This window comes from Rhizobium sp. S163 (assembly GCF_030380805.1).
Taxonomy (GTDB): domain Bacteria; phylum Pseudomonadota; class Alphaproteobacteria; order Rhizobiales; family Rhizobiaceae; genus Rhizobium.
Window position 1 is genome coordinate 108,134 of sequence record NZ_JAUDSA010000005.1, and the last position, 12,335, is coordinate 120,468.

The following is a 12,335-nucleotide window of genomic DNA, read 5'->3' on the forward strand; positions in this document are numbered from 1 at the left end:
AAAAGGACAGATTTCATGAAGATCACTTGGCTAGGCCATGCGGCATTCCGCATCGAGACCGCGAAGGCAACCATCCTTCTCGACCCGTTCCTGACCCATAACGGCTCGTTCGCCGGCCAGGACATCAAGGATGTCACCGCTGGTGTCACCCATATTCTGTTGACCCACGGCCACGGCGACCACGTCGGCGACACTGTCGCCATCGCCAAGGAAACCGGCGCCGTCGTCCTCGCCAACGCCGATCTCGCCTCCTGGCTTGGCACCAAGGGCCTGTTGAAGATCGAGATGGGCAACACCGGCGGCACGGTTCCGCTCGGCGGCTTCTCGGCCACCTTCACCAACGCGCTGCACTCCTCCGCCCAGGTCACCGAGGACGGCGTCTCCCACGCGCTCGGCAGTGCCAACGGCCTGATGCTGCACTTCGACGACGAAGCCTCGATCTTCGCCATGGGCGACACCGACATCTTCTCCGACATGGCGCTGATCAACGAGCTGCACCAGCCCGACATCGGTCTCGTCCCGGTCGGCGACCGCTTCACCATGGGTGGTGCCGTGGCCGCACTTGCCTGCCAGCGCTACTTCAACTTCAAGACCGCGATCCCCTGCCATTACGGCACGTTCCCGATCATCGATCAGACGCCTGAAAAATTCGTCGCCGGCATGGAAGGCGCAAAGACCGAGGTGAAGGCGATCAAGCCGAGCGAGAGCGTCGTTCTCTGACGCATTGGCACTTCGCCCCGACTTGAAAGGGCGGAAATCTGAATGAACGAAAGGCCATGCCCGTTGCACACAGCGGGCATGGCCTTTATAGCGTGTGGGAAAATCCCATCCGGAGAATATGATGTCCGTCGACCTAGCCACCGTTAAGCGCGTTGCGCGCCTTGCCCGTATTGCCGTCTCCGAAGATGAGGCAAACCGCATGGTCGGCGAGTTGAATGGGATCCTGGGCTTCGTCGAGCAGCTCTCCGAAGTCAATGTCGAAGGCGTCGAGGCGATGACCTCGGTCACGCCGATGCTGATGAAGAAGCGCACCGACGACGTCACCGACGGCAACAAGGCCGCCGATATCGTCGCCAACGCGCCCGTTACCGATCAGAATTTCTTCCTGGTGCCCAAAGTCGTCGAATAAGGCCTTCCGCCGCTTTCCGACCCCGTTGCCATTCAAGATTTGAAGCGAACCATCATGAGCGAACTGACCAGCCTGACCATTGCCGAAGCCCGCACCAAGCTGCGCGCCAAGGAAATCAAAGCAACCGAACTCACCGAGGCCTATATCTCGGCGATCGAGGCGGCCAACGACAAGCTCAACGCCTATATCAAGGTGACGCCTGAAAAGGCGCTGCAGATGGCCGAAGCCTCCGACGCCCGTCTTGCCAGCGGCAAGGGCGGCGAGCTCGAAGGCATTCCGCTCGGCATCAAGGATCTCTTCGCCACCGAAGGCATCCACACCCAGGCCTGCAGCCACATCCTCGACGGCTTCAAGCCGCATTACGAATCGACCGTCACGCAGAACCTGTGGGACGACGGCGCCGTCATGCTCGGCAAGCTGAACATGGACGAGTTCGCCATGGGCTCCTCCAACGAGACATCGCATTACGGTGCGGTCATCAACCCCTGGCGCGCTGCAGGCTCGAACCAGCAGCTGGTTCCCGGCGGCTCCTCGGGCGGATCTGCCGCTGCCGTTGCAGCACATCTCTGCGCCGGCGCCACCGCCACCGACACCGGCGGCTCGATCCGCCAGCCCGCCGCCTTCACCGGCACCGTCGGCATCAAGCCGACCTATGGCCGCTGCTCGCGCTGGGGCACGGTTGCCTTCGCCTCGTCGCTCGATCAGGCCGGCCCGATCGCCCGCGACGTCCGCGACGCCGCCATCCTCCTGAAGTCCATGGCCTCGGTCGACGCCAAGGACACGACCTCGGTCGATCTGCCTGTTCCGGATTACGAAGCCGTGCTCGGCCAGTCGCTGAAGGGCATGAAGATCGGCATTCCGAACGAATACCGCGTCGCCGGCATGCCGGAAGAAATCGAAACGCTCTGGCAGCAGGGTATCGCCTGGCTGAAGGATGCCGGCGCCGAGATCGTCAACATCTCGCTGCCGCACACCAAGTACGCGCTGCCGGCCTATTACATTGTCGCACCGGCTGAAGCCTCTTCGAACCTCGCCCGCTACGACGGCGTGCGCTACGGCCTGCGCGTCGACGGCAAGGACATTGCCGACATGTACGAGAAGACCCGCGCCGCCGGCTTCGGCCACGAAGTCAAGCGCCGCATCATGATCGGCACATACGTTCTCTCGGCAGGTTACTACGACGCCTATTACATCCAGGCGCAGAAGGTCCGCACGCTGATCAAGCGTGACTTTGACCTTGCCTTCCACGCCGGCGTCGACGCCATCCTGACGCCTGCCACCCCGTCGTCCGCCTTCGGTATCGCCGACGAGGACCTGGCATCGGATCCGGTGAAGATGTACCTGAACGACATCTTCACCGTCACCGTCAACATGGCCGGCCTTCCCGGCATCGCCGTCCCTGCCGGCCTCGACCACAAGGGCCTGCCGCTCGGCCTGCAGCTCATCGGCAAGCCGTTCGAGGAGGAAACCCTCTTCAAGACGGCCCACGTCATCGAACAAGCCGCCGGCCGCTTCACCCCCGCCAAGTGGTGGTAAGCGGACTGAAAATCAGAGACATGACGATCGCCGACCACATGCTGGTCGGCGAAGTCGGTTTTGCGGCTTGGAAATCCAGCGACGCCTTTAAAGGCAGCGATCTCGCCGTGGAGATTTCCGAACGCGTCCGGCACGAATTTTCGATCTTCGCAGAGAGCACATCGGGTGATGTGCACGTTGCCGAACTCGATGGCGTAGTCGCCGGCTGGGCAGCGCGGGACGGTGCGCGCGATTACGTGTCCGACCTTTGGGTTCATCCGGATCATCAGGGTAGGGGTGTTGGACGAGCGCTCGTCCTCCACGTCCTCGAACTCATCTCGGCAGACGGCCATCCATTGGCTCGCATCGATACCCATGCCAGCAACACCGGCGCGGTCCGGCTGTATGAACGTTGTGGTTTTGCTATCGTGTGGCGCGGGATCGAGTTTTCCAAGAGTATGGGGATCGATCTCGAAAAGGTGCATATGGAGAAGGCGCTGCCTTAACATCCACGAACAGGAGTAGGTCTATGGCATCGCGGATTTCAACGCTCGTCGAGGCTTTCGACCGCCTGGCCGCCGCGGATTTCGTGATGGGAGCCGAATGGAAGGCCGTGCATGACATCTGCCAGGCCCACGAAGGCGAACAGCCTTTCGATTGGGGGCACGCGCTCTGTCATCGCGTCGAGGGTAATAAGTGGAATGCCGGTTACTGGTATCGGCTGGCGGGCAAGTCGGTTGCGACTGGTTCGTTTGGCGACGAGTGGGCAGCCATGCGTGCGGCGTTGCTGGCAAAGTGAAAAATGACGTGGCATCCGCAGCGACGTGTGTTTGTCACCGGTTCCCTAGCTCGGGTACATCAGTCCACAAGCAACCAAATTGCTGACATCGGCCATCCATGTATCTCGCTGGATTTTTATTTGGTGACCTGCTAGGTGCGGTTGCTTTCTATTGGTGGATAACGCTTTGCCTGCAAGTCGTATTTCTATTATCGCGCCGACATACAATGAGTCGGGAAACGTCATTCCTTTCATCGAGCGTACGAAAGTCGCCCTCTGTGATAAGGATTGGGAGATTATCTTTGTCGACGATAACTCTGCCGACGGCACGGCACAGAAGGTATTCGACTACGCTGCGGATGATCCAAGGATACGGATAATCACGCGTCTCACAGATAGGGGACTCGCGAAGTCAAGTATTCAGGGCATGCTGTCTGCAAAGGGCGGACTGCTCTGCGTAATGGATGTCGATGGTCAGCATGATCCTGAAGTGGTCAAGGAACTGGTCGATCGATTGCATCAGGATGATCTGCACATCGTAAGCGCCGCCCGCAGATTGGACGATGAGCGCCAGGCGGATGCATTGTCGCCGTTGCGCAACACGCTGTCCAAGGTCGGAAACTGGCTGAGCAGCTTTGTCCTGGGGCGCCGCCTCGCCGATCCGTTGACCGGATTCTTCGTTATCAAGCGCGAGGTATTTCTGCGTGTGGCACCGGAGCTTGGAGACGCAGGCTTCAAACTCCTTCTCGATATTCTTTATTCCCACAAAGAACTGCGCCACGCCGAAGTGCCTTTCGATTTTCAGGCGCGGCTTAGCGGCGAATCGAAGCTCGACAGCTATGTCATCTGGAAATTCGTCACCTTCCTTCTTAGCAAGATGACCCGCGGCATCGTGCCTGCGAACCTGATCTCCTTCCTGTTCGTAGGAGGCTCAGGCCTCTTCGTTCACTTGGCGGTTCTCTACAGCGCACTGGCGCTTTCTGTGCCCTTTATGGCAGCACAGACGGTGGCGACGCTGGTAGCTGCCACCAGCAACTTCCTGCTCAACAATCTGCTGACTTTTCAGGATCGACGACTGCGCGGCCGGGCAAAGTTCTGGGGCTATCTCAAGTTTTTGTTCGTGTCGTCTGTCGGCATCGTCGCCAATGTTTCGGCCGCGACCCTTGCCTATGAACGGCTGGTGCACGTGGTCTTCCTTGCCACTCTAGCGGGCATCGCCATCGACACGGTCTGGAAGTTCGTGATCGCCAACAAGTTCATCTGGAAATAGACGAGGCCCACCCCATGCAGTCCAAGACCGTGGATGCTGAAAAGCCTCTCTGGATTATTCTTGCTATCGTCGTCTGCCTGCTGGTGTTGCGTCAGCTGATGCATCAATCGATGTTCTTTGACGGCGCGATCTACGCCAGCATCGCGCGCAACCTGGCCGAAGGCGCTGGTTCACCGTGGCGGTTGCAGTTCTCGGATACTTTGTTTTCGCTCTTCTCCGAGCATCCGCCGTTGATGATGTGGCTCGAAGCGATTGGTTTTCTTCTGTTCGGCGACACGATCGCCGTTGAAAAATGCTTCTCGTTGCTGACGCTGATCGCCAGCGGCTTCATTCTGCTGAAGATCTGGCAAAGGCTTCACGCTAGCGATCCGGAGCTTCGCTTTGCAGGTCCCATGGTTTTGGCCATGGCGCTCGGTGCAGGACGTGTGAGCTGGGGGTTTACCAATGGAATGCTCGAAAACCTGCTGATCGTTTTTACCTCTCTGGCGATTTATTGCGTTGTCGTTGCCTATGGCGGCGCCGATCACAAGAAGGCTCTGTCGCGTTCGGTGTTGATGATCGCCGCAGGGGTTTTGGTGGCGTTGGCGCTGATGACCAAAGGACTGGTCGGCCTGTTCCCTCTTGCAACGCCGGGAATATGGTGGCTGGCATTTCGTCGTCGAAACCTAGTCTCAGTCATCGTTGACACCTTGGTCATGACCGCGACGGTTGTCGTTTTCTTTGCCGCTCTCTGGCAGTTGGACGATGCCCGGGACGCGATCCAGCGCTATCTCTCGATACAGCTATTGCCGAGCCTGACCGGTCAGCGCGGCAGCGGTGGCGGCAACTGGAACGCCGTGCGCGCTTTCATACGCGTCAATGCTTATCCGGCGATCATCACGCTCATCATCGTGCTTTGCGATCGCCGTTGGGGAAACCGCTCCGAAATGCCGCGTGATGTAAGTCAGGCGCGACGCAGGACCGCCGTCTTTCTGGCGCTCGTCGGCTTTTCCGCTTCGCTTCCGTTGCTAGCCAGCCCGCGCGTTGCCAGCTTCTATTTCAATCCGTCGCTCGCCTATTTCGCATCTGCCTTCGCGATTGCGGGCGCACCGGCCGTTGTTCGAGCAATTCGAGCGCTGAACGCACGGGCATATCGGCAGCTGTCGGTCAGCTTGACTGTAGCACTCGCGCTGAGTGCCATTCTCGTCGGCTTCAACTTCGGTCGGCCAGGAACAGATGCGGATACGATCGTCAACGCCGCGCGCATTGCGGATCATGTCTGCCCGTCGTCGGGAACGTGCGAACGCGCAGTCGCGGTCTGCGGCGCGGGAGCCGAAGATTGGGCACTCTACGGCTACCTGGAGCGTCGGCATAAGATTAGCCTCGCAACTATGGATGCCGCCGCGGGCAACCATATCGTCGTGGACGATAGCTGCGGCGCAGAAACGACCGGCTACAGCGACACCGGTCTTCAACTTTCAAAATATCGCCTGCTTCAACGCTGAGGCGATAAAACAGCGCCACCTCAGCGGCGCCGTTTCCCTGTCATCGGTTGTCGAGCTGCGAGCGCACCAGTCGCAGCCCGCGTTCGGTGATCCGGTATGGCTGTCCGGTCTGCGATCTGATCGCTTTCAGCCGTTTGAGCCTTCGAAAGAGCTCGAGGTCGAAGCCGGGGTAGAGCCAGCCGTCGCGGGTGAGGCAGTTGACGGCCTCGATCTTGTGTCTGTCGTCGCGTTCGATTTCGATGCGGCCGCCTTGGGCCAGCAAGTGCAGGATGCGCTGTTCCGCGCGTGAAATATCCATGGAGATGTTGATCCGGTCTCGCGCCGTTTAAGGCGCACAAAAAACGATCTGGCGTCCGGGTGGGACGTCAGGGCTTCGTTCTCGTCGGGCCCGTGCGCGCAAGAAAACTTGCGGGCAGGGCCTTTACCGGGTCTCTGATTGCGAGTTCAACATGAGGATTTGATAGGCTTCGGCCTCGTCGGCGTCAAGGTCGGCGCCAAGCGAGCTCCCTCTTTCGCAATGCGAGATAAGCTTCGCCTGACGTTACGGAAGGCTTTGAGATGGCCTGATTCGGTGGTTTACTTTCCTCGGTGTTTCGGAGGTTCTGATTGATCACTATTCGCAATGCCCATGAGGGCGAAGCCGAGGTTTTGAGCGAAATCGGGTTGCGCGCCTGGCAGAAGGCCATGGCGCCGATCGGCGAGGCGGATGCGATGGCGTCGGCTGCCCGCAGCGCCTTCATGAATTTCGCCGAGACGCGCTGGCTCACCATTACCGTCATCGAATGGAACGGCCACACGGCCGGATGGGCCGCGCGCGAAAATCTCGACGAGACGATTTCCGACTTCTGGATCGATCCGTCATTCACCGGCCATGGGCTCGGCTCGGCTCTGCTGCAGTCGATCGAAAAGGAGGTGGCGGAGCAGGGGCTCGACAGTGTGATGATGCAGACGCACGCCGAAAACAACGAGGCGATCACCTTCTTCAAGAAGAACGGCTATTCAATTCACTGGCTGTCGGTCGCCTATAATCCCAAGCTCGACCGTGACGTCCCCTCGGTTGGGCTATCGAAGCCGGTATCATCGCAGGGCGAGGGGCCTTACGGCGCCTTCTAGATCAGTCCAAACACCCTCGCGTGATTGCTGCTATGAGCGCGACCACGGCAAGCAGATGAAAAACGCAGATCGCCATAAGCTCCGAGCGAAACGGCTCCTTGCGGGTCTTGTGGCGCAGCAGCTGTTGGGCACTCACCGCACCGGGACTGCCGGCAAGGAAGGCAAGCGTCAGAAGCGTCTTTTCGCTGATGCGCCACCGGCCATAGCGCGCGGCCTGCTTGTCGACGAAGTAGATCGCGAACACCAGCCCGTTCCAGGCTGTGAACAGTCCGATGATTTTGGCGAGATCGGTGAGAAGCATGGGCGGACTCTAACGGTGGCCCGTTAACAACCGAAAAATGCCGGCTGTCCGGCCCGCAATGGCCGAGACCATGCCGAAAGCCTTGCACCGGAAGGTCATTTCCGTTACCTCACCAGTTGAATAAGATAGCCTCAAAAGAGCATTTCCATGACCCTTGTCGACGTTCGCACGCCTGATCCGAAACGCTTCATTCCCGGTGCCACTGGCGATTGGGAAGTCATCATCGGCATGGAAGTCCATGCGCAGGTGCTGTCCAATTCGAAGCTGTTCTCCGGCGCTTCGACCGAGTTCGGCAAGCCGCAGAATTCCAACGTCTCGCTCGTCGATGCCGCCATGCCCGGCATGCTGCCCGTCATCAACGAGGAATGCGTCGCCCAGGCGGTCCGCACGGGTCTCGGCCTGAAGGCCCAGATCAACAAGCGTTCGATCTTCGACCGCAAGAACTACTTCTATCCCGACCTGCCGCAGGGCTATCAGATCTCGCAGTTCAAGGATCCGATCGTCGGCGAGGGCCAGATCGTCATCTCGCTCGGCCCGGATCGCCAGGGCCAGTTCGAGGACATCGAGATCGGCATCGAGCGCCTGCACCTGGAGCAGGACGCCGGCAAGTCGCTGCACGATCAGCACGCCACCATGTCCTATGTCGACCTCAACCGTTCGGGCGTCGCCCTGATGGAAATCGTCTCCAAGCCGGACATGCGCTCGTCGGATGAGGCCAAGGCCTACATGACCAAGCTGCGCTCGATCGTGCGCTATCTCGGAACCTGCGACGGCAACATGGACGAAGGTTCGATGCGCGCCGACGTCAACGTCTCCGTGCGCCGCCCGGGCGAAGGTTTCGGCACGCGTTGCGAGATCAAGAACGTCAACTCCATCCGCTTCATCGGCCAGGCGATCGAATACGAAGCCCGCCGCCAGATCGCCATCCTCGAGGATGGCGGCGTGATCGATCAGGAAACCCGCCTGTTCGACGCCGGCAAGGGCGAGACGCGCTCCATGCGCTCGAAGGAAGACGCGCACGATTATCGCTATTTCCCCGATCCCGACCTGCTGCCGCTCGAATTCGACGACGCCTTTGTGGCGGCGCTGGCGGCCGACCTGCCGGAACTGCCCGACGACAAGAAGGAGCGCTTCGTGCGCGAACTCGGTCTCTCGATCTACGATGCCTCCGTGCTCGTGTCGGAAAAGGCGATCGCCGATTATTTCGAAGCCGTCGCCGAGGGGCGTGATGGCAAGATGGCTGCCAACTGGGTCATCAACGACCTCCTTGGCGCCTTGAACAAACTCGGCAAGGATATTGAATCGACTCCGGTTTCCGCCGCTCAGCTCGGTTCGATCATCGACCTCATCAAGGCCGAGACCATCTCCGGCAAGATCGCCAAGGACGTCTTCGAAATCGTTCTGGCCGAAGGCGGCGACCCGGCCGAGATCGTCGAAAGCCGCGGCATGAAGCAGGTCACCGACACCGGCGCCATCGAAAAGGCCGTGGACGAGATCATCGCCGCCAATCCGGATCAGGTCGCCAAGGCGCAGGCCAAGCCCGCTCTCGCCGGCTGGTTCGTCGGCCAGGTGATGAAGTCGACCGGCGGCAAGGCGAACCCGCAGGCCGTCCAGGCTCTGGTCAAGGCCAAGCTCGGCATCGTCGAGGAATAGGTCATCCGGCATCGCCGAAAAGTGTGAAGCGGTTTTCGGATAGCCGATGCCGGAAGGAAGAAAATGGTCTACTTCGTCCGCACCGCCAGCGAGCGCGATCTCGAAAAGGTTCGCGCTCTCCTGGTCGAAACCTTTCATGCGACCTATGACGCGCTGCTCGGCGCGCCGAAGGTCGATGAACTGGTCGCGACGCTCTTCTCGCCCGCGGCGTTGAAGACGCGCATGGCAAACAAGAATGCCGAATTCCTGGTGGCCGACGACGGCAAGGAAATCGGCGGCGTCGGCTATGCCGCGATGTCCGGCGAGATGACCAAGACGGTCATGCTGCACCTGCTTTACGTTCGCCCCTCGCTGCAGCGCGAGGGCATCGGTCGTGATATCTTCGCCGAGCTCGAAACCTGCTTTCCGGCAGCCGAGATCATGCGGCTCGAGGTCGAGCCGCGCAACGAAGCGGCGATCAGCTTCTACCACCGGCTCGGCTTCGCCGATGTCGGTCAGAGCGAAAACAACGGCCCCGGCCAATCCGGCATCCCGGCGCTGATCCTCGAAAAACCGCTCGCCAGCTACTGAGGCATTTCCCGTGGCCAAAGAGATCATCATTCGCGAAGCCCGCCGGGACGATCTGAAGGCATTGATCGCCATGTTCGCCGACGATGATATCGGCGGGCACGGCGACACCCAATCCGAAGACGCGCTGCCGGATTACGAACGCGCCTTCGAGACCATCGCGGCCTCTCCCGATCAGACACTGTTCGTCGCCGAACTGGCCGGCGAAGTCGTCGGCACCTTCCAGACCGCGGTCACCACGACGCTGACCGGCCGCGGAACGTCCTTCATGATCATCGAAGCAGTACAGACGCGCAGTGACATGCGCGGCCAGGGCATCGGCGCCCGGATGATCGAGTTCTGCATCGAACAGGCGAGGGCGCGTGGCCTGCCGCGCGTGCAGCTCATCTCCAATGCCAAGCGCAAGGATGCCCATCGCTTCTATGAGCGGCTCGGTTTCGAGCCCTCGCATCTCGGCTTCAAGATGGCGCTGAAATGAACCCTTTTGCCTTCGGAATCACTGGACAACAGGCGCTGCTGGCGGCATAAGCGAAGGATCGAATTCTGGTCCCGCTTGCTCCCAAGGCAGGCACAAGGAAAAGACATGAAAACTCTCCTCCTGCAAATCTTCACCTGGTGGAACGGTCAGACGATCGGCACCCGCTTCGCGACCTGGCGTTTCGGCAAGCGCGTCGGCGAAGATGAATTGGGCAACGTCTATTACGAAGGCGGCACCACCTCCTTCGGCCTTCCGCGCCGTTGGGTGATCTACAAGGGCTACGCGGACGCATCGGCGATCCCGCCGGGCTGGCACGGCTGGATGCACTACCGCACCGACGTGCCGCCGTCCAAGGAGACCTATGTCGCCAAGGAGTGGCAGAAGGGACACCGCGCCAACCCGACCGGTTCGCCGCAGGCTTACCGCCCGCCGGGTTCGCTCTCCGTTGCCGGGGAACGTCCGCGCGTCACTGGCGACTACGACGCATGGACGCCCGGCAGCTGATCGCAGCCAGTCCGGCCCGGTTTTTGGCCACAATTGACCTATACCCGCAGAATGGCCGCAGACACTGCGGCCTTCTATTTTTGAAATGCGGTGGAGACGGAAAGATATGAAGCTTCTCACGCGGAACCCCGTCCTGCGTGCCGCCGGCATTGCCCTGGCGCTTGGCTCGTCCTTCCTGCCGCAGACGGTTCTCGCCGCCCGCATCGACAATCCTGTCGCCGTCTTTTCCGGCCTCGACAAGATCACCGGCCGCATCACCACCTTCGATGTCTATGTGAACGAAACGGTCCAATTCGGCGCGCTGCAGGTGACGCCGAAGGCCTGCTATTCGCGCGACCAGAGCGAAGTGCAGAAGATCGACGGTTTCGTCGAAGTCGACGAGATCACGCTGGATCGCAAGATCCGCCGCATCTTCACCGGCTGGATGTTCGCCGATAGCCCCGGCCTCAACGCTGTAGAGCACCCGATCTATGACGTCTGGCTGAAGGACTGCAAGGCGACGTCGGACGTGCCTGCGCCCGACGCCAAGACGAACTGACCCTCTGCCGTTACGCCGAGGGTTTCTTGCGGGAGAATATTCCCTTGAGGGCCCGCAATAGCGCTGCTCCCGCGACAAGAACAAGCACGCCGGCCTTCTTGAAGAAAACGGCTGCCATTGCGAGCAGTCCGACTTTAGCCGCGACCTTTGCGCCGGCGGCAGCCGCGATCATGCCGGCCATGCCGTAGGCCGCCAGCTTGTCTCCGCTTTCGTAATCCTTGTAGGTCTTGCCGCTGTCGAATTTGACCATGGTCAGCACGTTGGGGACGGCGGACTGGATTTCCTTCAGTTGGTCCATTCCCGCCACGAAATTGAACATGAAGACGCCTTCGCGCCCAAAGACGCGCACGGAATAGTTCAGCGTGTGCGCTTGGCTCATGTCGTCGCCGAAGATGAGATCGCGCGCCCAGTGCAGCGCATGCGCGGATTGGTCATAGTGCGGGGGTGAAGCCCAGCCGACGAGCGTGATCTTCTCGAAGCCCTGCTTCTCGCGTTCGGGGTTGGATTCCGCGATCGAGTCCTTGATGTTGCGGAGCAGTTCGTCGTAGTCGGTGGATGCGGCATCCACGTCGGAGACGTAGCCGTCAGCACTGTATTCGACGACGGAGCCCCATGATCCGCCCTCAACGGGAGCGTATTTGGCGGGGAAGACCATCCCCATCGTTCCTTCGCCCGCTTGTGGCGGATTGCCCCAAATGTCGACGATCACGCGGCGAGCGTCGGCCGGGCTGAGATAGTAAAATTGCTCGGGAATATTGAGGGTGGCATTCGCGCCCGGAATCTTGATCGCGCCTTGCTGAAAGTCGATCTTTTCCAGGATAGCCTTGTCGGCATCTCCGAAACGATCCGCACCCGGAAACATCTCCTGATATGGTTTCGCCTGAGCCAGCGTTGCTGCCAGAACGAAGAGGGACGTCAGTGCGGCAATTTTCAACTTCATGAACAATACTCCCGTTAAAGGCGCGACAATAGGCGACTTGGGAGTAACGTCAACGTGAACGTGTA

The 12,335-nt window shown here is 60.3% G+C and carries 16 protein-coding genes; 13 read left to right on the forward strand and 3 right to left on the reverse strand.

All coding sequences use genetic code 11. The features are described from left to right. Positions 1 to 15: 15 nt before the first annotated feature. The 7 genes from QTL96_RS07370 (at position 16) to QTL96_RS07400 (ending at position 6,176) form a co-directional block, all read left to right on the forward strand. Positions 16 to 720, forward strand: coding sequence for a metal-dependent hydrolase (locus QTL96_RS07370; protein WP_289727244.1), 705 nt, complete (start codon positions 16 to 18; stop codon positions 718 to 720). A gap of 121 nt (positions 721 to 841) precedes the next feature. Further along, entirely contained in the window at positions 842 to 1,129 is a 288-nt protein-coding gene (gatC, locus tag QTL96_RS07375) for an Asp-tRNA(Asn)/Glu-tRNA(Gln) amidotransferase subunit GatC (RefSeq protein ID WP_113199602.1), read from the forward strand. A 54-nt stretch (positions 1,130 to 1,183) separates the two neighbouring features. Beyond that, positions 1,184 to 2,665 (forward strand): Asp-tRNA(Asn)/Glu-tRNA(Gln) amidotransferase subunit GatA, encoded by a 1,482-nt coding sequence (gene gatA / locus QTL96_RS07380; protein ID WP_018900163.1) that lies wholly within the window; start codon positions 1,184 to 1,186, stop codon positions 2,663 to 2,665. Between the two features lie 20 nt (positions 2,666 to 2,685). Then, positions 2,686 to 3,150: a GNAT family N-acetyltransferase gene (locus QTL96_RS07385; protein ID WP_289727245.1), complete on the forward strand. Its 465-nt coding sequence runs from the start codon at positions 2,686 to 2,688 to the stop codon at positions 3,148 to 3,150. Between the two features lie 23 nt (positions 3,151 to 3,173). Beyond that, positions 3,174 to 3,443 (forward strand): hypothetical protein, encoded by a 270-nt coding sequence (locus tag QTL96_RS07390; protein ID WP_289727246.1) that lies wholly within the window; start codon positions 3,174 to 3,176, stop codon positions 3,441 to 3,443. Positions 3,444 to 3,609: 166 nt separating this feature from the next. Beyond that, on the forward strand, positions 3,610 to 4,692 hold the full coding sequence (locus tag QTL96_RS07395) for a glycosyltransferase (RefSeq protein WP_289727247.1): 1,083 nt from the start codon (positions 3,610 to 3,612) through the stop codon (positions 4,690 to 4,692). A gap of 14 nt (positions 4,693 to 4,706) precedes the next feature. Then, positions 4,707 to 6,176, forward strand: coding sequence for a glycosyltransferase family 39 protein (locus tag QTL96_RS07400; protein WP_289727248.1), 1,470 nt, complete (start codon positions 4,707 to 4,709; stop codon positions 6,174 to 6,176). A 40-nt stretch (positions 6,177 to 6,216) separates the two neighbouring features. On the opposite strand, the gene QTL96_RS07405 is transcribed toward QTL96_RS07400, so the two are convergent. After that, positions 6,217 to 6,474 carry a YjhX family toxin gene (locus tag QTL96_RS07405; RefSeq protein ID WP_289727249.1) on the reverse strand — a complete coding sequence of 86 codons (258 nt, stop codon included), beginning with the start codon at positions 6,472 to 6,474 and terminating at the stop codon, positions 6,217 to 6,219. Positions 6,475 to 6,782: 308 nt separating this feature from the next. Here QTL96_RS07405 and QTL96_RS07410 point away from each other — a divergent pair, with 308 nt between their 5' ends. Then, positions 6,783 to 7,289: a GNAT family N-acetyltransferase gene (locus QTL96_RS07410; RefSeq protein ID WP_113199595.1), complete on the forward strand. Its 507-nt coding sequence runs from the start codon at positions 6,783 to 6,785 to the stop codon at positions 7,287 to 7,289. A 1-nt stretch (position 7,290) separates the two neighbouring features. On the opposite strand, the gene QTL96_RS07415 is transcribed toward QTL96_RS07410, so the two are convergent. Then, positions 7,291 to 7,590 (reverse strand): DUF1294 domain-containing protein, encoded by a 300-nt coding sequence (locus tag QTL96_RS07415; RefSeq protein ID WP_289727250.1) that lies wholly within the window; start codon positions 7,588 to 7,590, stop codon positions 7,291 to 7,293. Positions 7,591 to 7,737: 147 nt separating this feature from the next. Between QTL96_RS07415 and gatB the strand changes: the two genes are divergently transcribed. From gatB to QTL96_RS07440, 5 genes are all read left to right on the forward strand, one after another. Then, complete coding sequence (gene gatB / locus QTL96_RS07420; RefSeq protein WP_289727251.1) at positions 7,738 to 9,243, forward strand: Asp-tRNA(Asn)/Glu-tRNA(Gln) amidotransferase subunit GatB; 1,506 nt, start codon at positions 7,738 to 7,740, stop codon at positions 9,241 to 9,243. Positions 9,244 to 9,306: 63 nt separating this feature from the next. After that, complete coding sequence (locus QTL96_RS07425; protein WP_289727252.1) at positions 9,307 to 9,813, forward strand: GNAT family N-acetyltransferase; 507 nt, start codon at positions 9,307 to 9,309, stop codon at positions 9,811 to 9,813. Positions 9,814 to 9,823: 10 nt separating this feature from the next. Continuing rightward, on the forward strand, positions 9,824 to 10,288 hold the full coding sequence (locus tag QTL96_RS07430; protein ID WP_289727253.1) for a GNAT family N-acetyltransferase: 465 nt from the start codon (positions 9,824 to 9,826) through the stop codon (positions 10,286 to 10,288). A gap of 105 nt (positions 10,289 to 10,393) precedes the next feature. Beyond that, positions 10,394 to 10,792, forward strand: coding sequence for an NADH:ubiquinone oxidoreductase subunit NDUFA12 (locus QTL96_RS07435; protein ID WP_289727254.1), 399 nt, complete (start codon positions 10,394 to 10,396; stop codon positions 10,790 to 10,792). A 106-nt stretch (positions 10,793 to 10,898) separates the two neighbouring features. Next, positions 10,899 to 11,330 (forward strand): DUF2155 domain-containing protein, encoded by a 432-nt coding sequence (locus tag QTL96_RS07440; protein ID WP_113010746.1) that lies wholly within the window; start codon positions 10,899 to 10,901, stop codon positions 11,328 to 11,330. A gap of 10 nt (positions 11,331 to 11,340) precedes the next feature. Here the strand turns inward: QTL96_RS07440 and QTL96_RS07445 are convergent, their stop codons facing one another. Further along, positions 11,341 to 12,270: a DUF2167 domain-containing protein gene (locus tag QTL96_RS07445; protein WP_289727255.1), complete on the reverse strand. Its 930-nt coding sequence runs from the start codon at positions 12,268 to 12,270 to the stop codon at positions 11,341 to 11,343. Positions 12,271 to 12,335: the final 65 nt, after the last annotated feature.

What these genes read in the sequence shown, in the direction of transcription:
- gatB (WP_289727251.1), top strand. Translation starts at nt 7,738, where the DNA reads ATGACCCTTGTCGACGTTCGCACGCCTGATCCGAAACGCTTCATTCCC.
- QTL96_RS07440 (WP_113010746.1), top strand. Translation starts at nt 10,899, where the DNA reads ATGAAGCTTCTCACGCGGAACCCCGTCCTGCGTGCCGCCGGCATTGCC.
- QTL96_RS07400 (WP_289727248.1), top strand. Translation starts at nt 4,707, where the DNA reads ATGCAGTCCAAGACCGTGGATGCTGAAAAGCCTCTCTGGATTATTCTT.
- QTL96_RS07445 (WP_289727255.1), bottom strand. Translation starts at nt 12,270, where the DNA reads ATGAAGTTGAAAATTGCCGCACTGACGTCCCTCTTCGTTCTGGCAGCA.
- QTL96_RS07385 (WP_289727245.1), top strand. Translation starts at nt 2,686, where the DNA reads ATGACGATCGCCGACCACATGCTGGTCGGCGAAGTCGGTTTTGCGGCT.
- gatA (WP_018900163.1), top strand. Translation starts at nt 1,184, where the DNA reads ATGAGCGAACTGACCAGCCTGACCATTGCCGAAGCCCGCACCAAGCTG.
- gatC (WP_113199602.1), top strand. Translation starts at nt 842, where the DNA reads ATGTCCGTCGACCTAGCCACCGTTAAGCGCGTTGCGCGCCTTGCCCGT.
- QTL96_RS07415 (WP_289727250.1), bottom strand. Translation starts at nt 7,590, where the DNA reads ATGCTTCTCACCGATCTCGCCAAAATCATCGGACTGTTCACAGCCTGG.
- QTL96_RS07425 (WP_289727252.1), top strand. Translation starts at nt 9,307, where the DNA reads ATGGTCTACTTCGTCCGCACCGCCAGCGAGCGCGATCTCGAAAAGGTT.
- QTL96_RS07390 (WP_289727246.1), top strand. Translation starts at nt 3,174, where the DNA reads ATGGCATCGCGGATTTCAACGCTCGTCGAGGCTTTCGACCGCCTGGCC.
- QTL96_RS07435 (WP_289727254.1), top strand. Translation starts at nt 10,394, where the DNA reads ATGAAAACTCTCCTCCTGCAAATCTTCACCTGGTGGAACGGTCAGACG.
- QTL96_RS07370 (WP_289727244.1), top strand. Translation starts at nt 16, where the DNA reads ATGAAGATCACTTGGCTAGGCCATGCGGCATTCCGCATCGAGACCGCG.
- QTL96_RS07405 (WP_289727249.1), bottom strand. Translation starts at nt 6,474, where the DNA reads ATGGATATTTCACGCGCGGAACAGCGCATCCTGCACTTGCTGGCCCAA.